The sequence below is a fragment of the Altibacter lentus genome (assembly GCF_000746845.1).
Classification (GTDB): domain Bacteria; phylum Bacteroidota; class Bacteroidia; order Flavobacteriales; family Flavobacteriaceae; genus Altibacter; species Altibacter lentus.
Genome location: NZ_KN050846.1, coordinates 1,690,159 through 1,712,335 on the forward strand (window position 1 = coordinate 1,690,159; position 22,177 = coordinate 1,712,335).

Annotated in this window: 14 protein-coding genes; 7 read left to right on the forward strand and 7 right to left on the reverse strand. The window is 44.0% G+C overall.

Annotated elements, in window-relative coordinates; translation table 11 throughout:
• Nucleotides 1–2: 2 nt before the first annotated feature.
• Nucleotides 3–647, forward strand: a complete 645-nt coding sequence (locus JS40_RS07865) for a polysaccharide deacetylase family protein (RefSeq protein ID WP_034259658.1) — start codon at nucleotides 3–5, stop codon at nucleotides 645–647.
• On the opposite strand, the gene JS40_RS07870 is transcribed toward JS40_RS07865, so the two are convergent.
• The 4 genes from JS40_RS07870 to JS40_RS07885 all read right to left on the reverse strand — a co-directional run bounded on the left by JS40_RS07870 (nucleotide 644) and on the right by JS40_RS07885 (nucleotide 5,476).
• Entirely contained in the window at nucleotides 644–2,089 is a 1,446-nt protein-coding gene (locus JS40_RS07870; RefSeq protein WP_034259660.1) for a hypothetical protein, read from the reverse strand. The genes JS40_RS07865 and JS40_RS07870 overlap by 4 nt on opposite strands.
• A gap of 140 nt (nucleotides 2,090–2,229) precedes the next feature.
• A complete protein-coding gene (locus JS40_RS07875) occupies nucleotides 2,230–3,690 on the reverse strand; it encodes an autotransporter outer membrane beta-barrel domain-containing protein (RefSeq protein ID WP_051957533.1) in 1,461 nt (486 codons plus the stop codon).
• A 199-nt stretch (nucleotides 3,691–3,889) separates the two neighbouring features.
• Nucleotides 3,890–4,186 (reverse strand): thioredoxin family protein, encoded by a 297-nt coding sequence (locus JS40_RS07880; RefSeq protein ID WP_034259662.1) that lies wholly within the window; start codon nucleotides 4,184–4,186, stop codon nucleotides 3,890–3,892.
• A 54-nt stretch (nucleotides 4,187–4,240) separates the two neighbouring features.
• Nucleotides 4,241–5,476, reverse strand: coding sequence for a metallophosphoesterase (locus JS40_RS07885; RefSeq protein ID WP_034259664.1), 1,236 nt, complete (start codon nucleotides 5,474–5,476; stop codon nucleotides 4,241–4,243).
• Between the two features lie 103 nt (nucleotides 5,477–5,579).
• Between JS40_RS07885 and JS40_RS07890 the strand changes: the two genes are divergently transcribed.
• The 4 genes from JS40_RS07890 (at nucleotide 5,580) to JS40_RS07905 (ending at nucleotide 11,755) form a co-directional block, all read left to right on the forward strand.
• Nucleotides 5,580–8,501, forward strand: coding sequence for a GH92 family glycosyl hydrolase (locus JS40_RS07890; protein ID WP_034259667.1), 2,922 nt, complete (start codon nucleotides 5,580–5,582; stop codon nucleotides 8,499–8,501).
• Between the two features lie 6 nt (nucleotides 8,502–8,507).
• The gene (locus JS40_RS07895) at nucleotides 8,508–9,509 is read left to right on the forward strand and encodes an isoaspartyl peptidase/L-asparaginase family protein (RefSeq protein WP_034259669.1); all 1,002 of its coding nucleotides are present in this window, start codon (nucleotides 8,508–8,510) and stop codon (nucleotides 9,507–9,509) included.
• A gap of 9 nt (nucleotides 9,510–9,518) precedes the next feature.
• Nucleotides 9,519–10,835, forward strand: coding sequence for a sugar MFS transporter (locus tag JS40_RS07900; protein WP_034259671.1), 1,317 nt, complete (start codon nucleotides 9,519–9,521; stop codon nucleotides 10,833–10,835).
• A 305-nt stretch (nucleotides 10,836–11,140) separates the two neighbouring features.
• Nucleotides 11,141–11,755, forward strand: coding sequence for a c-type cytochrome (locus tag JS40_RS07905; protein ID WP_034259673.1), 615 nt, complete (start codon nucleotides 11,141–11,143; stop codon nucleotides 11,753–11,755).
• 69 nt (nucleotides 11,756–11,824) lie between these two features.
• On the opposite strand, the gene cphA is transcribed toward JS40_RS07905, so the two are convergent.
• Nucleotides 11,825–14,461 (reverse strand): cyanophycin synthetase, encoded by a 2,637-nt coding sequence (gene cphA, locus JS40_RS07910; protein ID WP_034259674.1) that lies wholly within the window; start codon nucleotides 14,459–14,461, stop codon nucleotides 11,825–11,827.
• A gap of 94 nt (nucleotides 14,462–14,555) precedes the next feature.
• On the opposite strand from cphA, the gene JS40_RS07915 reads away from it, so the two are divergent.
• Entirely contained in the window at nucleotides 14,556–15,428 is an 873-nt protein-coding gene (locus JS40_RS07915; RefSeq protein ID WP_034259676.1) for a cyanophycinase, read from the forward strand.
• Here the strand turns inward: JS40_RS07915 and JS40_RS07920 are convergent.
• The gene (locus JS40_RS07920) at nucleotides 15,416–16,348 is read right to left on the reverse strand and encodes an isoaspartyl peptidase/L-asparaginase family protein (RefSeq protein ID WP_034259678.1); all 933 of its coding nucleotides are present in this window, start codon (nucleotides 16,346–16,348) and stop codon (nucleotides 15,416–15,418) included. The two genes, JS40_RS07915 and JS40_RS07920, sit on opposite strands and share 13 nt — an antisense overlap.
• A 99-nt stretch (nucleotides 16,349–16,447) precedes the next feature.
• Between JS40_RS07920 and polA the strand changes: the two genes are divergently transcribed.
• Entirely contained in the window at nucleotides 16,448–19,288 is a 2,841-nt protein-coding gene (polA, locus tag JS40_RS07925; protein ID WP_034259679.1) for a DNA polymerase I, read from the forward strand.
• 18 nt (nucleotides 19,289–19,306) lie between these two features.
• Here polA and JS40_RS07930 read toward each other — a convergent pair whose 3' ends face one another.
• Entirely contained in the window at nucleotides 19,307–21,952 is a 2,646-nt protein-coding gene (locus JS40_RS07930) for a DUF5916 domain-containing protein (RefSeq protein WP_034259681.1), read from the reverse strand.
• Nucleotides 21,953–22,177 lie beyond the last annotated feature (225 nt).

The window sequence follows — 22,177 nt, forward strand, 5'->3', positions numbered from 1 at the left end:
CAGTGAGACCCTATTTTATAAAAACGCCCAAATTCTTTCGGTGGATCTACCCAAAAAGAATTTGGGCGTTTCCACAAGAATCGAATAGCGTTTACCTAACTTTTGACGATGGCCCCATTCCTGAAGTAACGCCTTGGGTGCTGGATATTCTGAAGCAATTCAATGCGAAGGCCACCTTTTTTTGTATAGGCGATAACACAAGGAAACACCCTGCACTGTTTCAACGAATCCTTGCCGAAGGACATACCATTGGAAATCACACCTTTCACCATGTGAACGGATGGAAGTTAGACACCTCAGCCTATCTTCAGGAAGTACTTAGGGCTGAAGCTATCTTCAAAACTGAAGATAAGAAGGTCCCCAACAAGCTCTTTTTTCGTCCACCCTATGGAAAACTGCGTTCGTCTCAAGCGAAAGCGCTTCAGAAAAAGGGATATTACATCGTGATGTGGGATGTACTAAGTGCCGATTTTGATGCGAACGTTTCAGAAGAAGTATGTCTTCAGAATGTACTGAAGCATATCCAACCCGGCAGTATTGTTGTATTTCACGACAGTATTAAAGCACAAAAAAACCTTCGGTACGCTTTACCGAAGGTCTTGGAATTTCTAAACGCGAACGGACTTAAGACATCCGTTATCCGTTAATTGATCAAAAGATTTAGGAACGGAACAATCAAGCCGGTAGTATCACTATCATTCTGTGCCCACACTTCTATAAAATCTCCAGGTGCCAGTGTAGTGGTCCCCGTGAATGAAACAGCTCGCACATCACCGCCCCCGATTACTTTTGTCGACACGGCGGTGGGTGTCAAGATAACTCCGTTCCTTGCGATAAAGAAGGTAAAGAACTTGTTACTTCCTAAAGCATCCACGGTGAATGATGCCTGTATATTAAATTTTCTCGTTTTTGTACCATCGTAGGCAATTCGGTTATTTACTGTAGCCGTAGTTCTAAATAGTTCTGTGGACACGGTAGTTCCTAAGATCTTGGTTCTCCCTGCAGCCCCCGTTGCCGTAAAATTGGTTGTAGCCGGTGTTGTGATGTAAATATTTCCGGTGGCTACGTCATCGTTTTCAACCGTAATTCCAGGCGAATTGACCGTCCACTTTTTGGAAAAATTAAAACCCACATAAGGAGATGTTCCTACTACGTAAGTTCCTCCTCCATAAAATACAACATCCTTTAAAATTGCATCACTGGTAATAGAGCTAATACCAGTCACTCGTATACCGGTTCTCCCGGCTAGCACATTACTATAGCCTCCTACCTTTTGGATCAGATCGAAAGTCCCGGTGAATGTTTCGAAAGTCCCTGTATTATTGGAGTCCCAACCTTCATTACTAAGCAATAAACGACTAATATTCGTGTAGGTAATTCCGTTGGTATTACCTGCATACTGTACAATACTTAAAAACACGAGTCCGAAACCGCTTATAGTCCCAACCGAGTTCGAACTTGCCACCACACAGTCTCTAAAGATGATATTTTGGGCAGGGGTTCCAGTAAGTTGAAATACAGTTCCGCCCGCTCCCGGTGCCGACAATGTAAGACCACGTATGCTCCCTCCAGTGGCTCCTGTGAACAAAACACCTCCGGAACGTAGAAGAATATCCTCGTTGGTATCGCGTCCCGTAATGTAAGAATTGTTCATTTCTATGGGAGCGGCCAGAGCGACCGTCCCATTAATTTCGTACAAGGTATTTGCTGTAAGGAGGTATCTTGTACCACCACCGGCTGTGAGCTCAGGAGCTAGGTCTGCCGCTGATTTGATAAGCTTGTAGTTGTTTCTTTTGTCTGTATCTGAAGCCATTTTCACCCATGAGGTGATTGTGGTATCATAATAGAAATAAGCTCTTATAGTTGTATCAAACACCAGTAGACTGTTGGCAGGAGTCGAAATAGCAGTTCGCTGTGCCGTGGTCATTCTGGGGACGAGCAATCCGCTATTCGATGAGCTAATCTCAAGCATCGACGAAGGATTTGGCGTGGTCGTGCCCATACCAATTTGGGCAGTGGTTTGGGTAACCATAACGGGCACCAAGATAAATAATAGCGCCAACGATAAGTAGGAAAAAGGGTTATTCATAAGGCAATTAATGTTTTAAAAAATCGTGCGAATGTACACTACAAAGTGTCAGCTTGTTATAAGAATATGTTAAATATTACATCCTTAAGACAACTGTCTGTGCTACATTAAATTACCTATTGTAGTTCTAGTTAAAAACCCTACTTGATACTGAGATTCAATGAAAAAACGGTAATGGAGGTTGTTCCACTTCCTACCAATCGTTGCCCCCAGATCTCAATATATTCATTAGGTGCGAGTTCCACGGTTCCCGAGATCGAGTTACTGGAAATATCGGCGGTGTTGTTCACTCTAAAAAGGGTGTTCGTTTCAGTAAGGGTGGTCGTTCCATTCTTTTTGATGAAGAACGCATAAAAGTCTCCTGTACCACTGTTCCCTCTAACCGATAGGGCTGCATTGAACTGAAAGGTTCGTGTCTTTCTTCCGGTATACGTGATCCGGTTATTTTGTGGTGAAGTGACACGAAATAGGTTTACCGCAGTGGTAGAATTACTACCTGAATTTCCGGTTAAATTAAATTCACTATTGTTGGTCACAGATTGTACGAATCCTGTGGTGATCGTTCCGTTATAGTACAGGTTACCCGCAGCAACATCGTCCGACTCCCTTGGGATCCCGGGGCAGTTCACGGTCCATGCATTGGTAAAGTTATAGCCCGGAAACGATCCAGCAGTGTATCGCTTTACATATTGTGTGCTTGTTCCGGAAAAAGCGGTACCAAACATTACCCCGTTTCCAACGGAAGGGTTCCCACTCACATCAACTCCTATTGCTGCACCATTCACCGTGCTAAAACCACTTACCTTTTGTACTAAAGCAAAGGACCCTGTTAATCTCTCATAGGTACCCGCGTTGGATGAAAACCATCCTTGATTGCTTAATAGTAAGTTTCCAATGTTATTGTAGGTCACTCCATTTGTATTATTTACATATTGAACGATGTTCGAGAAGTAGAGTCCCAGTCCTGAGATTGTTCCAACGCTGTTCATCCCATCAATGATTGTGTTTTGGAGCAATAGTGAGGTCCCTCCTGTTAAATTGAAAGCCGTTCCTCCCCCAGTAATTGTTATATTTCGAACGCTACCTCCCATATTACCAACAAAAACAGTTCCTGAAGAAGATAAAATATCTTCATCAGCATCAAGTCCGCTAATATAGGCGTTGTTCAAATTGATAGAATTAGTCAAAGCAATTGTTCCATTGATCTCGTAATAGGTGTTTTCATCAAGCGTAATGATTCCACCGGACGGCGTAGGGAAATCGGCCTGACTTTTGACTAGTTTGTAGTTATTCCGTTCAAGCCTGTCACTTAGAAGCTTTTTCCATGAAGACGATTTCGTATCATAAAAGTAAAAAGCGTCTACATCGGTATCAAAAACAAGTAATCCTTCAGCAGGAGAAGAAATCGCAGCTCTCTGCACACTGGTCATACGAGGTGTTAAAAGTCCCTTAGTTGTGGAGGTGACATCAAAAACAGAAGATGGATCCGGTGCAGTGGTGCCAATCCCTACTTGAGCATAAGTTAGCACGGTAATAAATAAGGCGAAAGTGAGATACAAACCTTTTTTATAAAGGTAAGTGTGAGGTATACTAAGTATCATAGGTTTAGATTTGTGGGGTTAATATATTGCGCAAATAAATTAACTTTGGTCGTAAAAAATAAACATTTTGCCGATTTTTTTCATCATAATTAACAAAATTGTAAGAAATAAATTACATGTTCCTGACAATCAAGTTTTTACAAATAAAAAAACCAGAAGCTGATGCTTCTGGTTTTTTTATTTGATGTGTATTATTTTTCTAAACGAACTCCTTTACCAGACCGATTAAGGTATTGGCGTCCTGTTCACCACTCTGTCGCCACTTCATTTCTCCGTTCTTATATATCATGAGTGTTGGAAGTCCTTTCACCCGCAAAGCATCGGCCAGTTCTTTATTTTTTTCTACATCAATCTTTATGACGCGGGCCTTATCACCTAGCGCTGCGGCCACGTCCCTTAGCACCGGGTGCATTCCTTTACATGCCTCATCCCATTCGGCATAAAAGTCGAGTAATACAGGAACTCTCGTTTCAATTAATTCCCCAAATTTTGACATCTATTTAATGTGTTACTTCAACAATTGTATTACAAATATAGCATTTCCCACAAATTAAGCGTTAGTGCGTCGTTTTTTAAGTTGTATCACAGAAATTTCGGGCCAAATTCCAACGCGTCCCGGATACCCTAAAAAGCCGAAACCGCGGTTTACGTTGATATACCTACCAAATTCCTCATAGATCCCTGCCCAGTTCTCATATCGATACTTTACCGGGCTCCACTTGAACCAACCCGGGATCTCAATTCCAAATTGCATTCCGTGCGTATGTCCGCTTAATGTGAGTTGAAAGTTACGATCGTCTTGTTTTACCTGTTCCTGCCAATGAGACGGGTCATGACTTAAGAGGATCTTGAAATCCTTGGCATCAATCCCTTCGCTCGCTTTATTGAGGTCCCCAGCTTTTTTGAAACCCCCGGCACCCCAATTTTCAACGCCTATTAATTTAATAGCTTCACCATTTCTTTCTAAAGTACGATGTTCATTTAAAAGTAAGTCCCACCCCATGTCTTGTTGTAAATTTTTTAAATCAGCCAGATTTTGAGCTTGGGCCTCTTGAGACTCCCATCGTACATAATCCCCATAGTCGTGATTCCCCAATACTGAAAAAACACCGTCCTTGGCCGTTAACGAAGCAAAGGTATCCTTCCAGTCATGCATCTCTTCGGCCAAATTGTTCACAAGATCTCCCGTAAAAAGGATGATGTCGCTTTTCTGCGCATTGACAAGGTCTACCGCGTAGCGCACTTTTTCAGCATTGTCAAAACTGCCACTATGGATATCACTAATTTGTGTTATGGTATACCCGTCAAATCCTTCGGGCAAGTCCTCGAACTCCAAAGCGTATTTCAATACTTTGTAGTTGTATTTTCCTTGGTACATTCCGTAAAGCAGGGATACGAAAGGGATGGCTGCGATTCCCAAGGCGATGGCACTTAGGAACTTACGACGTGAAGGAATGTGAAATCCTTCCGAAGTATCTGAAAATCCCAGTTTGGAGAACAATCCGGCGAAAACCCTAAAGATATCCTCGCCAAACATAAAGATGATCAATACCAGCTTCGGAATAAAGACTACTAAAAAGATCCCGAAGACATACATGCGCTCCGGAGTCATAGTACGCGTAGAGCTCCCTGCCGTCAATTGATAAATAAACATTGCCAAGACACCCAGAGATACGATTACATAACCCCAATGAAGCCAGACATTTCGCGTTACCGTGCGTATCGCCTGAAAGGCATATAAGTCAACTAGAATATAAATTACAATAAAGATGATCCAACGTATCATGGAAGTTACTGAGTTAATTTTTAAAGATACTACGTTTCTAAAGGGTGCTCTAGCGATTCACTTTTTTTTAACGGTTTTCACTATCTTTCGCAAGTCAACGCCTATGAAACAGCTTTTCTATCTTGGTTATTGTATGCTGCTGCTCATTAGTTGCAAACACACTTCTTCTGTTACAATTTCAAAAAAAGAGAAATCACTTCTCTCCTATGTAAACCCCTTTATTGGCACTGGTGGACATGGCCATACCTATCCCGGCGCCACCCTTCCGTTTGGGATGATGCAACTAAGTCCAGATACACGACTAGATGGGTGGGATGGTTGCAGCGGTTATCATTACAGCGATACTTATATTTATGGTTTTTCGCATACACACCTTAGCGGTACCGGCGTGAGCGATTATGGCGATATACTGTTAATGCCTACCAACGAGATCAACTTTCATAACGGGGCAGACGGAAAAAAAGGGTACAGGGCACCATTTTCACATAGCAATGAAACAGCTTCTCCCGGCTACTATCATGTAATTTTGGACAGTACAAATATAGAAGTAGCACTTACCGTTACCAAAAGGGCCGGTATGCATAAGTATACGTTTCCTTCTTCGGAAAACCAATTCGTTATCCTGGATCTGGAACACCGCGACAAGCTTTTAGGGCATACCCTCTCACAACTTTCCAGGACAGAATTTAACGGTTATCGTTTTTCTGAAGCTTGGGCAAAAGACCAGCGTCTGTATTTTCATATCAAATTTTCACATCCGGTTACAGTAACCTACCCTCCAAACAAAGGAATTTCCCCTACAAAAGCTGCATTTCAGGTCGAAAATCCGGAGAATGAGGTTGTGGTCGTTTCCGTTGGGATTTCGGCGGTAGATATAGAAGGGGCGCAGAAAAATCTTGATGCCGAGATTGCAGATAAAGATTTTGAACAACTAAAAAGAGAAGCCGAATCTGTCTGGGAAAAGCAACTCGAAAAGATCGTGATCGAAACGGAGAACGACACTCATAACATCAATTTTTATACAGCACTCTATCATACCATGGTAGCTCCTAATCTTTATCAGGATGTGGACGGACGTTATCGAGGGATGGACCTGAAAATCCATCAAACTTCTGCATTTGACTATTATACGGTCTTTTCGCTTTGGGACACCTATCGGGCAACCCATCCGCTTTATACACTTATTGAGCAAGAACGAACCAACCATTTTATCAATACGTTCCTTGCAAAATACGATGAGGGCGGTATCCTCCCTATCTGGGACCTTTCCGGCAATTACACAGGTTGTATGATAGGCTACCATGCGGTTCCTGTGATCGCAGATGCGTATTTGAAAGGCATTCGCGGATTTGATGCTGAAAAAGCATTCGCAGCCATGAAACACAGTGCCATGCAGGATCGTTTGGGATTGGCGTCTTACAAAAGCTTCGGATTCATTCCTGTGGAAGCCGAAAGTGAATCGGTTTCTAAAACTTTGGAATACGCTTACGACGATTGGACGATAGCTCAAATGGCGAAGGCTCTGGGTAAAGAAGCCGACGAAAAATTATTTTTTGAACGTGCCCAGTACTATAAGAATAGTTTCAATCCGAAAACAAATTTCATGCAAGGACGGTTTCGAAATACGTGGTTCGCTCCTTTCGATCCGTTTGAGGTTAACTTCAATTACACCGAAGCCAACGCATGGCAATACAGTTTGTACGTTCCGCAAGACATCGCCGGTCTTATCACGCTAATGGGAGGCAAGAAAATATTTTCCAATCACCTAGACACTTTATTTGAAACTACTTCAACCACCTCCGGAAGGGATCAAGCCGATATTACCGGCCTTATTGGTCAATATGCTCACGGGAATGAACCCAGTCATCACATGGCATATCTATATAATTTTGTGAATCAACCCTATAAGACGCAAGAAAAAATACATGAAATCCTCACAAGCTTATATCATAACAGTCCCGATGGGATCTCCGGCAATGAAGATTGTGGGCAAATGAGCGCATGGTACGTGTTGAGTTCTTTGGGCTTTTATCCGGTGACCCCGGGGAGCAACCAATACATTATAGGCACCCCTCTTTTTGAAAAGGCTACCATGCACTTCGAAAATGGAAATCAATTTACAATCACAGCTACTAATCACAGTCCGAAGCATAAATTCATTGCATCGGCTACATTAAATGGTGACCCGCTCACTCGCAGTTACCTATGGCATGAAGAACTAATAAAGGGAGGTGACCTGAGGTTCGAGATGACAGACACACCATCGAACTGGGCCACCAAAGACAATGAGATCCCGAAAACCGAGATCAACGTTCACCCCATTACTTCTGCTCCTTACATTGCTTCGGGAGATGTGACCTTCAAAAAAGAAACTACTGTCACCTTGGGGAGTGCACAAGAAGAGGCAATTATTTATTATAGCATCAACGACACCACTTTTAAACGCTATGAAAGTCCTATCACCATCAAGGAAGCCTGTACCCTTCATATCTACGCTGAAGATAACGGCATAAAAAGCAGTGTGATTTCCACAAAATTCTTCATGATCGACCCAAACCGAAGCATTCAACTGCACACCGAATATGCGAATGAGTATAATGGTGGCGGGCCTACCGCCTTAATCGATGGAATTTTTGGTGCGCAGGATTTTAGAACTGGTGCGTGGCAGGGATACCAAGATACAGACCTCATTGCGGTAATTGATCTGGGGAGCATTCAACCATTGGATATGGTGCAAATTAATTTCTTACAAGATCAGCGAAGTTGGATCTTTTATCCTACTAAAGTCGAGTGCTATGTGTCAGACACTCATAATTTTGGTACGCCACAGATATCAGAAATCATCGCTTCGGAAACTCCTTCAGAAAACATTGACATAAAGACCATTTCATTCGATCTAAAAGGTCAAAGCGGTCGATATTTAAAGATTAAAGCGGCCAATCTAGGAGCGCTGCCCGCATGGCATCTGGGTGCTACTTTAGATGGGAAGGCATGGATTTTTGTAGACGAGATCATTATAAAATAGACCTTTATGAAACGACGAAACTTTATTAAGAATGCATCGCTAACCGGTTTAGGCGTGGTAGCCAGTTCCGCCGCAATAAGTTGTAAGAATCCTTCCGAAGAAATAATTGAAAAGCCCGCTATGAAACAGACGAAAAAACCTACCCCTATCGCAATTTGTACCTGGCGTTTCACAGAAGCAAATGCTACTGCAGGAAAAGCCTTAAAAGCAGGAAAAGCCGCATTGGACGCAGCTATTGCAGGTGTGGAAGTTGAAGAAGAGAACCTAAAGAACACTACTGTAGGTATAGGAGGCACGCCGGACCGCGAAGGCAATGTAACATTAGATGCCTGCGTCATGAACGCTGATGGAAACTGCGGTTCGGTCTTGTGTGTATCTACGACTAAAAATGTAGCTGCATTGGCTCGAAAGGTTATGGAGGAAACGCCCCATGTGATGTTGGCCGGAGAAGGTGCCGAAGCTTTCGCTTATGAACAGGGTTTCGAAAAAGAGAACCTATTAACAGATACGGCTAGAGAGGCTTGGCAGGAATGGTTGAAGACCAGCGAGTACAAGCCAATTATAAATATTGAGAATCACGATACGATTGGAATGTTAACTTTAGACACAAATGGGGACATTGCGGGAGCCTGCTCCACTTCCGGCTTATCGTATAAAATGAAGGGCCGCGTAGGGGATTCCCCAATTATAGGAAGCGGTCTCTTTGTGGATAATGAAGTAGGAGGTGCCGTGGCTACGGGAATGGGAGAAGAGATCCTTAAAACTGTGGGCAGCTTCCTTATTGTAGAACTTATGAGAAATGGGCTATCGCCTCAAGCTGCATGCGAAGAGGCAGTGAGGCGCATCGTTATCAAGAACGAGAACTTTATGGATTTTCAGGTCGCCTACATTGCTTTGAACAAAGACGGTGAAACCGGCGCGTATTGTATCCATGAAGGCTTTACGATGATGAAATATCAAAACGAAGAAAATGAAGCTATAGCAGTCGATTTTTATCATAAAAAATAAGGTGCTGATATGGATCAAAAAAGAGACTATCGTACGGCGTTCATCATCATTACAGTTCTTTTCTTCCTATGGGGATTTATAACGGTATTGGTGGATAGCCTTATTCCCAGATTAAAAGATGTTTTTGAGTTAAGTTACTTTCAGGCCGGGTTGGTTCAATTTGCATTTTTTATCGCTTACTTTTTATTTTCTGTTCCTGCGGGCTATCTCTTATCACGCATAGGCTATAAAAAAGGAATAATATTAGGTTTGGTCACCATGGCAGTGGGATGTCTCTTGTTCTATCCAGCGGCCTCTTATCGTGTATTCAGTTTCTTTTTGCTGGGATATTTCACCTTAGCAGGAGGCATCACCATCCTCCAGGTGGCCGCCAATCCATACGTTTCGGTGTTGGGTAAAGAGACCGGAGCCGCCAGTCGTTTGAATCTTTCGCAGGCCTTCAATTCCCTTGGAACTGCCATAGCTCCTGTGGTTGGTGCCTTGTTCTTGTTGAGCGATACGATAAAGAATTCTGAAGAGATCTCTTTTTTATCTGAAGCTGAACAACAAGCTTATTTTTCGGCTGAAGCGAATGCTGTTCAACAACCTTTTTTGTGGATTGCAGCTTTTATTGGAGTACTCTCTCTTCTTTTTGTGTTCTTAAAACTTCCGAAGCTTATTCAGGAAAGTCCCAAATCGGGATATTTCATCTTGTTAAAGAATAAAATGGTTTTACTGGGTGTAATCGGCATCTTTCTCTATGTAGGGGCCGAAGTGGCCATAGGAAGTTATCTGGTGAACTATTTTTTAGATATGAACCTAGCCGCGACCATTAGAGAAACTCCCTTAATGCGAAATATCTCTGAAAGGCTCTTGCATCAAGACATCACGCAGATTGACGCAAAGGCAATTGTAGGGTCGTTTGTAGTGTTCTACTGGAGCGGTGCCATGATTGGTCGTTTCCTAGGTGCTTATCTCACCAAAGTGATCTCTCCGGCAAGGGTCCTCACACTATTTTCGCTTGGCGCTATATTGCTATTGTCTATTTCCATGAATTCGGAAGGGTTGACAGCCATGTGGAGTATTTTAGGTGTAGGACTTTTTAATTCCGTGATGTTCCCAACCATTTTCACTCTCACCTTGAGCGGACTTGGTGATCTAAAACCTCAAGCATCAGGGCTGTTATGCATGGCCATTGTGGGAGGAGCGGTTGTACCTCCCTTGTATGGTTTTATTACAGATCAAGTAGGTTTTAAATGGGCACTGATCTTGTTAATTGTATGTTATGGCTACATTGTATTTTTTGGATATAAAAAACTGAAAACAAGTATTTTAGAAAGGCCGTAATACGAATTTAAAAGTCATATAATTTTCTTAAATAGGCTTTCAATTGAATTATTTTTGTAATTTTACATGACATAAGTAGGTTGATAACCTGGGTTATCGATCAAATTTGGGGCGAAAAGTCATCACACTCGTGATGGCTTTTCTATTTTTTGTCTCCTTCTACGTTCCCTCTATGAATTCCCATACTTTCAAAAATCCATGAAATCATAGATACAAGGTGTTTGTTATTTTGTTACCTTTAATACTCCCCTCATTTGGTAGTCTAACCCACCTAGACTTACATGTTTATCTAAAAACCAACCATTATGAAAACGCGTAACTCATTACGGCCCATCCTCATGCTTTTTTTCATTTTCACGATTACGGCATGTATGTCCAAGAAAAAAGAAGAGGCTGCCTACATCTCGACAGAAGTGGATAGTATGGCGGAAACTTCAGAAGCAGACCAAATTAAACAAGGAGAGTACCTGGTCAAGATCATTGGATGCGACCATTGTCACACGCCAAAGAAAATGACCGATCAAGGTCCCGTGCCAGATATGGATCGTTGGCTCATGGGTCATCCTGCCAACGCAGCGGTTCCCGAAGTTCCGGAAAATGTTATAGGACCCGGGAAGTGGATGCTCATGAATAATGATCTCACGGTTGCAGTGGGCCCCTGGGGAACAAGTTTTGGTGCAAACCTAACCCCCGATGATACCGGGATCGGCTCGTGGTCTTATGAACAATTTAAGCGAGCTATGACCGAAGGAAAGTTCAAGGGCATGGAGAATTCTCGACCGCTTATGCCACCGATGCCTTGGCAATCTTTCAGAGAATTGAAGGACGAAGACCTGCGTGCCATGTACGCGTATTTGATGTCCATTGAACCTATTGAGAATGTGGTTCCCAGCTACATCCCTCCTTCCGGAGTACAATAAAAACACCAACTAAAGACACAACCGCTTTTGAGGAGGAGTGGTTGAGCCTCTGCCAGCGCAGGGGCTTTTTTATTGAGCAAAGACTACTTCCCCACGTGCCTCTTGCTCCTTAAACCGGGTCACAAGATCCAACGCATCAGGAATCACATCACTACACAAAATGATCAAAGATCCCTTCTTGGCATTATTTACCGCGTAGGTGATCGCTTCCTTTTCTGAAGGAATGATGGTTGTCTTTTTATGCGGATCCTTCATTTGTATCCCGTCGTTCAACATCTTGATGAGCTCTTCTTCCGTGCGGCCCCGCAAGCGTTTATCCTGACGAATAATGATCTCGTCAAACATTTCAGCAGCGATGCTACCAATCTCGTTTGTATCCTCTTCACGCCTGTCACCTACGCCTGCTATAATACCAACCTTTACAGTTGCCTCCAGCGCATCTGTAAATTTCTGAAGCGCCCTCATCCCTGCCGGGTTATGGGCATAGTCGAGAAGAATCGTGAAATTTTGAAATTCGAACAAGTTCAGTCGACCGGGTGTTTGAGAGGCTGAAGGAATAAAGGTTTCCAATGCCACTTTCATATCTTCAATACTTATGTTTCGTACATGAGCAGCCAGTATTGCTGCCAACACATTCTGGATCATGAACGTTGCTTTCCCTCCATAGGTTAAGGGAATATTTTCTGCCTTTAGCACCCGCATCTTCCAAGCCCCCCTGCAAATGGTTACATAGCCATTCTCATATACCGCGGTAATGCCACCCATTCGTTGTAATGCCTGAATACGCGGATTTTCCTCGTCCATGGAGAATAGTGCCAAGTTGCAATTAATACTTCTACGCATTTCATACACCAGATCGTCATCAGCATTGAGAATGGCATACCCGTCCGGAAGTACCGTTTCGGGAATGACCCCTTTAACTTTTGCCAGTTGTTCTATGGTATGAATTCCTTTCAGCCCCAGGTGATCTGCTGCTACATTCGTAACAATGGCGACATCACATTTGTGGAATCCCAAACCGGCGCGTAGCAGGCCACCCCGGGCACATTCTAAGACGGCAAAATTTACAGTTGGGTCTTTGAGTACAAATTCTGCACTAGCAGGTCCTGTACAATCTCCTTTCATCAAGAGTCGATTCTGGATGTAGACACCATCGCTGGTAGTATAGCCTACACGATAGCCTTTCATTTTTGCCATGTGAGCTACAAGTCGGCTAGTAGTTGTTTTCCCGTTGGTACCGGTAATGGCCACAATGGGAATCCGCCCTGTATCTCCCGCATTCGGGAAAAGTTTATCTACCACAGGAGCAGCAACGTTTCTAGGCAATCCTGTAGTTGGCGCAAGATGCATTCTAAAGCCCGGACCGGCATTTACTTCCAAGATGGCACCTCCGGTGTCCGAGAGCGGTTTGCTTATGTCTGTGGTCATAATGTCGATCCCACAAATATCCAGATCAATGATCTTCGAAATACGTTCGGCCATTGAAACGTTTGCAGGGTGCACGATGTCGGTCACATCTTCGGCGGTTCCACCTGTGCTAAGGTTTGCCGTATCCTTTAAAATAAGACGCTCCCCTTTGGGAATCACCGAATCAACCGTATAACCTGCATCTTTAATAATGGTCTTGGTAAGATCGTTAATAGTGATCATGGTAAGGACATTTTCATGTCCGTAGCCCCTTCTTGGATCTTCATTCACTTTGTCCACCAACTCCTGAACGGTCGATTTTCCATCACCAATCACATGCGCCGGAGTACGCTTGGCGGCTGCGACCAGTATATTATTGATCACCAGCAAACGGTAGTCTTCTCCCGTAATAAATTTTTCAACGATTACACGATGTGAAACTTCTTTTGCAGCGTGAAAAGCCACGACGGCTTCTTCATACGAACAAATATCCACCGTAATGCCACGGCCGTGATTTCCGTCAATGGGCTTGATAACCAAAGGATACCCTACATAGTCACAGGCCTCTTTCAAACTGCCCTCTCTACTAATGATGTCTCCTCTTGGCACCTCTACTTCGGCTTGTTCCAGCAGGTATTTGGTATCTTCTTTATCGCAGGCGATCTCTACACCTATGCTACTGGTTTCTGAAGTAACGGTCGCCTGAATACGTTTTTGATTTGCTCCATATCCTAACTGACATAACGAGTATTTATTAAGCCGGATCCACGGAATACCACGACTGGCAGCTTCTTCCACAATGGAGCCAGTACTGGGTCCCAGACGTTCAACTTCACGGAGTTCCCGCATCTTCTGAATATCATCCTCCAGGTTGTATTCTTCGGAAGCGATCAATGCTTCACAAATGCGTACCGCTGCTTCTGCTGCATAGCGGCCCACACTTTCTTCCATATAAGAAAAGACCACATTGTACACCCCTTTTTCTCCGTAATCGCGGGTTCTTCCGAAGCCGGTATCCATACCTGCCAAAGTCTGAATCTCCAGAGCAATATGCTCTATGATATGACCCATCCAGGTGCCTTCATCCACCCGCATAAAAAACCCTCCTTCACAACCTTCACTGCACCTGTGAGAATACATACTGGGAAACATTGCCTTAAGACGATCTCCAAAACCGGGAATCTTATTAGAGGGTAATTCTTCCATTTCCTCTAGGTCAAGTACCATAACAATTAGTTTATGGCGTCTCACCGACCAGTAATTGGGCCCGCGCATGGCATTAATCTCACGTATTCTCATATTGGGTTAGTTTATTTCTAAAAGGTGAAAGATTATAAATATATAATATTTTTTAGAACAAAACCGCTATTTTTGCCGTCAATAAATTGACTGCATGAGTGTAAAAGGAATTCTAATCCCCATCGGCGGAAACGAAGACAAAGGCATTGAAACGAGTGAGATCTATCACTTAGAATTTATACAGGAAGGGATCTTGTCGCGTGTTGTGAAAGAAAGTGGCGGCATAGAAGCTTCCATTATCATCATTCCTACAGCCTCCAGTATTCCCGAAGAGGTTGGAGAAAATTACTTGCAGGCATTTGGGAAGTTAGGATGTACCAATCTTTATGTGATGGACATCCGTGAACGATCACAGTCTGAAGATCCCGAAAATATCCGTCGCATACAAGAAGCCGACTGTGTGATGTTTTCCGGTGGAAATCAGTCCAACATCACACGTGAAATTGGTGGTACCACACTGCATAGGATCATGCTGGAGCGATATGAGAACGAAAAGTTTGTAATTGCCGGAACCAGTGCCGGCGCCATGTGTATGAGCAAGGAAATGATCACAGGCGGGGGCATCAAGGAAGCGTTTACCAAGGGCGCAACAGGCATGGGCAAAGGCATGAGTTTTATTCCGGACCTTATTATCGATTCTCATTTTATTCGCAGAGGACGCTTCGGAAGGTTGGCAGAAGCCGTTGCTAAATTCCCAAAGATCATAGGTATAGGGTTGGCAGAAGACACCGGACTTATTATTAAGAACGGAGATACTTTTGAGGTGGTAGGCTCTGGGATGGTGATTGTTTTTAACGCCCGAAAAGCGAAGCACAACAACAGGAAATCGGTGTCCAAAGGATCCCCCATGTCACTCACTAATTTGAAAACACATATATTGGCAAACGGAGACCGTTTCAATATCAAGAAGAAAAAGGTAAGGGTATCGCCGTTGGGAATTTCGGTGACAGACGCTCAATCGTTATAGATCAATACTTCTTTACGCCCTTCGGAAGTTTTACATCCTCGGTACATGCCTTCGGTATTAAATGGCATAGCAATGTTGCCCTTCGCATCGACCGCTATCAATCCGCCATCTCCACCCAGTTCTCCTAATCGATTTCGGATCACTTCCGAAGCCGCCTTCTCCAGAGAGTAGCCCTTGTATTCCATCAAACAGGATACGTCATAAGCGACCACTCCACGAATAAAAAATTCGCCACTACCCGTACAACTTACCGCACAGGTCTTGTTGTTTGCATAGTTCCCTGCCCCAATCATAGGACTATCGCCTACGCGACCCCATTTCTTATTCGTCATCCCGCCTGTTGACGTTGCTGCAGCCACAGTTCCGTCTTTATCGCAGGCCACAGCCCCCACAGTCCCGAATTTACTATCCTTTTTCAGGCTGTGATCCAGCTGAAAACCATCGGTTCCTTTTATCTCCTGCCATTGTTGATAACGGAGTGCATCATAGAAGTAAGAGAGAGGTTCCAGAGTATACCCCAGCTTTTTCGCAAATTGCATGGCCCCTTCTCCGGCCAGAAAAACATGTTCGCTTTTGTTCATCACATCACGAGCTAAGGCAATTGGGTTTTTAATTCCTGTTACCAGAGAAACCGCACCGGCTTTTCGGTCTTTGCCTTCCATAATTGCTGCGTCCATCTCATGAGTTCCTTCTGCCGTAAAGACAGCGCCTTTCCCGGCATTGAACAGAGGAGAATCCTCCAACGATCGCACAGCGACCTCAACCGCATCAACCGCTGTTCCGCCCTCATGCAGCATAGCGTATCCTGTTTCCAAGGCCATGTCTAACGCGTTCTTGTAAGCAACTTCTTTTTCTGAAGTCATTTGTCCTTTTACAAGGGTTCCGGCACCGCCGTGAATTGCAATCGAGATAGGATTCATACGTTTTTTATTCAATGACGAAAAATACGAATTGCATCTCAATTAATTTCGGTTGGCGAAAGAAGTTTTGTAGTTTTATACTCTTCAATAGTATAACCCATGGCCAATCAAAAAAGACTTTTTCTACTTGATGCGTATGCATTGATTTTTCGCGGATATTATGCCCTGATAAAGAACCCCAGGATCAATTCGAAGGGGCAGGACACATCGGCTATCATGGGTTTTATGAACTCTTTGTTCGATGTGATTAGAAGAGAAAAACCGGACCATCTGGCCATTTGTTTCGATAAGGACGGAAGCACGGAACGCACCGAACTATTTGAGGCCTACAAGGCCAATCGTGACGCCACACCGGATGTGATCAAACAATCAATACCTATTATCCAGGATCTTATAAAGGCCATGCACATTCCGTGTGTGGAGATCTCAGGTATGGAGGCAGACGACATCATCGGCACCTTGGCCAAGCAAGCCGAAAAACAGAACTATCAGGTTTTCATGGTAACTCCCGACAAGGATTTTGGGCAGTTGGTTTCAGAAAATATCTTTATGTACCGTCCTGCACGTATGGGGAACGCCATCGAGATCTGGGGGATCCCCGAAGTGAAGAAACGCTTTGGTGTGGAACGACCCGAACAGGTGATCGATTATCTGGGAATGATGGGTGATGCAAGTGACAACATCCCCGGATTACCAGGCGTAGGTGAAAAGACCGCAAAGAAGTTCATTGCCGAATTTGGTTCTATGGAAGCGCTTTTAGCCAATACCGATAAGCTCACCGGAAAGATGAAGGAGAAGGTAGAGGACAATGCCGAATTAGGATTGCTGTCCAAAAAATTGGCAACCATTAATACAGATTGCGATGTCACCTTCAATGAAAAGGATTACGAAATGTCTATGCCCGATGCAGAAAAGGTTCAGCAGATTTTTGAAGAACTGGAATTTAGACGCTTAAAGGAACAATTCCTAAAGTTATTTTCTTCCGAAGGTGCTTCAGAAGAGGTCACACAGATCTCCAATTCAGAATCGGCTAAGAAAACTGCCAAATCCACTGCCGGAAGTGGTCAATTCTCCTTGTTTGGCGGCGATGGCGAACCTGCTTCGGATATTAAAGAATACAATTCCCGAAAGACGATTGATACGACCGAACATTTTTATCAAACCGTGCAAGCAGGAATGGGCACCAGGCTCTTTCTTCAGAACCTATTAAAACAAAACAGCGTGTGTTTCGACACAGAAACTACAGGTTTGAATCCCTTAACTGCGGAACTTGTAGGCATCGCATTCTCTTGGGAGACCGGCAAAGGGTTTTATCTTCCCTTCCCGGAAAGTAAGGACGAAGCACAGGAACTTATCGAACAATTACGGCCCTTTTTTGAGTCTGAAGCTATTGAGAAGATCGGTCAGAATTTAAAATACGACATCAAAGTATTGGCCAAGTACAATGTTTCCGTTCAAGGAAAACTTTTCGATACCATGCTGGCACATTACCTTATCAATCCCGATATGCGTCACAACATGGATGTTCTCGCGGAAACTTACCTCAACTATACCCCCGTGGCAATTGAAGCATTGATCGGAAAGAAGGGAAAGAACCAAGGCAATATGCGGGACGTTCCTGTAGAACAGCAAACCGAATATGCGGTAGAGGATGCAGACATCACGCTTCAGCTTAAAGAACACTTTCAAAACGAGTTGGGCGAGGCGAATACCCAAAAACTATTTGACGAGATCGAGATCCCGTTGCTTCGCGTGTTAGCCGATATGGAACTGGAAGGGATCAATCTGGATGAAGGATTTTTGAAGAACCTTTCTTCGGAATTGGACAACGATATCCTAAAACTCGAAAAATCCATTTATGAAGCTGCCGGAGAAACATTTAATATCGCATCTCCCAAACAGTTGGGCGAGATCCTTTTCGACAAGATGAAACTCGTCGATAAACCGAAAAAGACCAAGACGGGGCAATATTCTACCGCAGAGGATGTGCTTTCCTATCTTGCCAAGGACCATAAGATCATTCGGGATGTGCTGGAATATCGCGGATTGTCGAAACTAAAAAGCACCTACGTCGATGCGTTGCCGGAACAAGTGGAGCCATCGACCCAGCGGGTTCACACCGATTATATGCAAACGGTAGCGGCGACCGGCCGATTGAGCAGCAATAACCCGAATTTACAGAACATCCCGATTCGTACCGAACGCGGACGTGAGGTGCGGAAGGCATTCATCCCTCGTGACGAGGAACACGTATTGCTGGCAGCCGATTATTCACAGATCGAACTACGTATTATTGCTGCCCTAAGTGAGGAAGAGACCATGATACAGGCGTTTACAAACGGGGAAGATATTCATGCCTCTACCGCCGCCAAGGTGTTCAATGTTCCGTTGGCTGAGGTGACCCGCGAGCAACGAAGCAATGCAAAAACGGTGAACTTTGGGATCATCTATGGAGTGTCTGCCTTTGGGTTGAGCAACCAGACCGACCTATCCCGAAGTGAATCGAAGGAGTTGATCGACACCTATTATAAGACCTATCCTAAGCTTCGAAATTACATAAGTGAACAGATCGATTTCGCCCGGGAGCATGGCTACGTACAAACCGTATTGGGACGACGGCGCTACCTCAACGGCATTAACGGAAGTAATGCCGTTGTTCGCGGTGCGGCGGAGCGCAACGCGGTGAATGCACCCATTCAAGGTAGCGCCGCAGACATCATCAAGATCGCGATGATTCGTATTCATGAAAAGATGACAAAAGCAGGGTATAAAAGCAAGATGCTTTTACAAGTGCATGATGAATTGGTCTTTGATGTCTACAAACCCGAGCTGGAAGAGCTAAAGGTATTGATCAAAAAAGAAATGGAAAAAGCCTATCCACTTTCAGTGCCCCTAGAAGTTGAGCTGGGTGTGGGCGAGAACTGGCTGGAAGCGCATTAATCCTTTTTATTTTTCGTCTCATAACACAAAGCGGTAGGTCGCTTTTATAAGAAAAGTATTCTGTGGTTGCTGCTGAAGGATCTGATTATCGATTATGGTCGAGAACCGGTTGTCCGGATCGCCAAGTCCGGTGATCCCTTGTGACCATACTAGGAAGATCTCGGATCCCGGAATGTATTCCCAGCGCACTACCAGATTAGACCGGAATTGTACAAAAGCAAAATCGGGATCTCCAAATTGGTAATCGGTCGTACCATCGCGATCTTCATCTACCAGATAGCTTCCTTCAGAAAAAAGAATTTGGTCGTTCCCGTACAAGGAGACTCTTTCGTTGAGATCTTCGGCTACGGAATTGTTCACAAAATTGAAATTGGAATACTTCGCTCTAAATATGAAAGGCTGTCCGTAGTATTGGATGGTAAGGTTCGGATTGATACTGTAATTCACACGCAAGGTCGCACTAAGTGCTTCGTTATCGATCTCCCCCAGAATATAACGAGTCGTCCCATTAAAATCTGCTTGAGAAACATATTGTGTTTTACTGGGGCTTTCCTCATAATTGAGATCCACAGACAGGCTCAAGCTGTTAAGTGGTTGATAGCGGGCTCCTACTTCATAATTGTAAAATGAGAATTGGTCCTGTGTGGCTCTCGAATGTACATGTCCGGCTCTAAAACTCAGCTTCTTTCGCTGGTCGGTCCCCGAAAAAAAGAACACATAGTTCTCTTCATTATACCTCCATCTTGGCCCTCCACGCAAGAAGGTATTGACAAATATTCGGGGCTTGTGTGCCCCTCCAAGTTCACTCCACCAATTATTCTTCCAATTCACATAACCCGCAACTTCATACTGGATCCGGTTGTAATTTCCTTCAAAATCGAATGCCGTCGAAATATCGGCACGAACGTTCGCCTGGCGAAACCAAGAGGTAGGTTTGTTCCAAAGATATCGTGCCCCTGAATATTGCCGAATGTCATCTGCCTGACGTAAAAATCCGATATCATTGAGCTCATATTCGGGAGATTTCCAATTACCTCCAAAGTAATAACGCCAGTTGCCGCCGCCGCCTTTTCCAACCTCAAAATTCCCTCCGCTACCGGTTAGGCTGGTTTTATTGGGATCTACGGAAACGTGCTCGGCATCCACACGCTGAAACAAATGTGTAAGTGAGGTTTGGGTTGCCGTAATAGCTTCTGCACTTCCTCGTACATGACTAAAAGTGGCTTTTCCAGTAATATAGTGCTTTCGCTCGTTCCAATTATGCTGAAAATCCAGTCCCCCGGAATAAGCTTGAGAATGTAAAAAGGAAACATTGGGATCCATATTCCGATGGGTTGCCGTAAAAATAGCCCCTACATTGCTCTTCCGATCGTTAAAATCCTTCTGAACCCTACCCACAAAATAATTTGTAAGAGGCTCTACCAAGGTTTCCTGCTCACTGCCGTCCTCATTGATCACATCGGCAAATTCCTTATCGGTCACACTTTCCAAAATTCCTATGGTCCATCCTTCTTTGGTTTTACCACTGAATTTGGCTGCTCCAAGAATGGTGGTGTTGTTGGGTTGATCGGCATATACTGTGGTAGGACCAAAAGGGGAGCCCTGTGGGCTCCTTCCTATTCGTCTTGAAAAAAACAGGTTGTCTGCGCCTCCCCCAACACGATAGTCATACACGCTTTTATTTTCTACAAAAAAAGGACGCCGTTCTTGAAAGAAGATCTCGAATCCGTCCAGCGCTACTGCACCCGGATCTGCATCCACCTGACCGAAATCCGGATTGATCGTGGCATCCAGTGTAAGGTCGTTTGTCACCCCAATCTTTGCATCCAGTCCGAAGGTAAGTCGGCCATCGCTGCCATCTCTATAAGGATTGCCCTGCTCTTCTTCATAGGTATCCCATTGTGCCACGGTATAAGGTTGTATCTCGATCTGTTTTTGAGGTTTGATCCCTTTAATACCTCGTAGTTCGCCAAACTCACTTACCCAACCCGGCGGACTGGGCAATAAGGGCTGCCATAGGGAGCGCTCTTCGTTATTAAAATACCTTCGGGTGGATTGAAGACCCCAAACTTGTTCATCGGCCGCGCTAAAACGCAACTGACTTAAGGGAATGCGCATTTCTGCAGTCCAGCCTTCAGCATCTATTTGAGTATCTACGTACCAGATTGGATTCCAGCTTCCGTCAAAATTCCCATTTTCGGAAATAAACTCATCCCCTTTTACACCGGAGGCAGAAATCGTAAAGGAAAAACCTGTACGGTCGTCACCATAACTGTCAATATTGATCTCTACCCAATCCCCCGGGAAATCATCACGTCTCCCCAGACGGCGTTCGATTGTTGAAGGATCCTTTTGATAGCATCGAAAAGCAACGTAAAGATTTCTTGCATCGTAGGCAATCTTCATTTTTGTCTGTTCGGTGGGAGGAGTCCCGTTATCAGGCTCGAACTCTACATAGTCTGTGGTCCAATCTACTTCATTCCAAGCAGCATCCTCTAACTTTCCATCGATCACAATGGGTTCCTTTCCCTCAATGGATCGTGTGGTATATACTCTTTTTTCGGGTTTGCTTTCGTTTGTTGCAGATGTTGTTTCTGTTTGAGCCCACGAGAAGGAACTGCTTGCAATACACAACAGCAGTGAGAAGGTGGTTTTAAGGAACATGGATGATTGGTTGTTGTTGATTGATACCTTAAAGGACATACAATTCCTCGAAAAGTGACAGTTCGGCCTTGATTTTAAGATAATTTTAACATTTGGTGCGTTTTTCCTATTTGGTGTTTTTTTAGGTGTTTATTCATTTATAGAAAAATAGTTTACACCCCTTGTTTTTCAAATAAATAATACTACATTTGCACCCCGATTTATCCAAAAGAAGGAATGTTTAAC

Excerpts from the sequence above, each read along its gene's own strand:
- JS40_RS07930 (WP_034259681.1), bottom strand. The coding sequence starts at position 21,952 with ATGTTCCTTAAAACCACCTTCTCACTGCTGTTGTGTATTGCAAGCAGT.
- JS40_RS07915 (WP_034259676.1), top strand. The coding sequence starts at position 14,556 with ATGAGTGTAAAAGGAATTCTAATCCCCATCGGCGGAAACGAAGACAAA.
- JS40_RS07870 (WP_034259660.1), bottom strand. The coding sequence starts at position 2,089 with ATGAATAACCCTTTTTCCTACTTATCGTTGGCGCTATTATTTATCTTG.
- JS40_RS07880 (WP_034259662.1), bottom strand. The coding sequence starts at position 4,186 with ATGTCAAAATTTGGGGAATTAATTGAAACGAGAGTTCCTGTATTACTC.
- JS40_RS07875 (WP_051957533.1), bottom strand. The coding sequence starts at position 3,690 with ATGATACTTAGTATACCTCACACTTACCTTTATAAAAAAGGTTTGTAT.
- JS40_RS07885 (WP_034259664.1), bottom strand. The coding sequence starts at position 5,476 with ATGATACGTTGGATCATCTTTATTGTAATTTATATTCTAGTTGACTTA.
- JS40_RS07890 (WP_034259667.1), top strand. The coding sequence starts at position 5,580 with ATGAAACAGCTTTTCTATCTTGGTTATTGTATGCTGCTGCTCATTAGT.
- JS40_RS07895 (WP_034259669.1), top strand. The coding sequence starts at position 8,508 with ATGAAACGACGAAACTTTATTAAGAATGCATCGCTAACCGGTTTAGGC.
- JS40_RS07920 (WP_034259678.1), bottom strand. The coding sequence starts at position 16,348 with ATGAATCCTATCTCGATTGCAATTCACGGCGGTGCCGGAACCCTTGTA.
- polA (WP_034259679.1), top strand. The coding sequence starts at position 16,448 with ATGGCCAATCAAAAAAGACTTTTTCTACTTGATGCGTATGCATTGATT.
- cphA (WP_034259674.1), bottom strand. The coding sequence starts at position 14,461 with ATGAGAATACGTGAGATTAATGCCATGCGCGGGCCCAATTACTGGTCG.
- JS40_RS07905 (WP_034259673.1), top strand. The coding sequence starts at position 11,141 with ATGAAAACGCGTAACTCATTACGGCCCATCCTCATGCTTTTTTTCATT.
- JS40_RS07900 (WP_034259671.1), top strand. The coding sequence starts at position 9,519 with ATGGATCAAAAAAGAGACTATCGTACGGCGTTCATCATCATTACAGTT.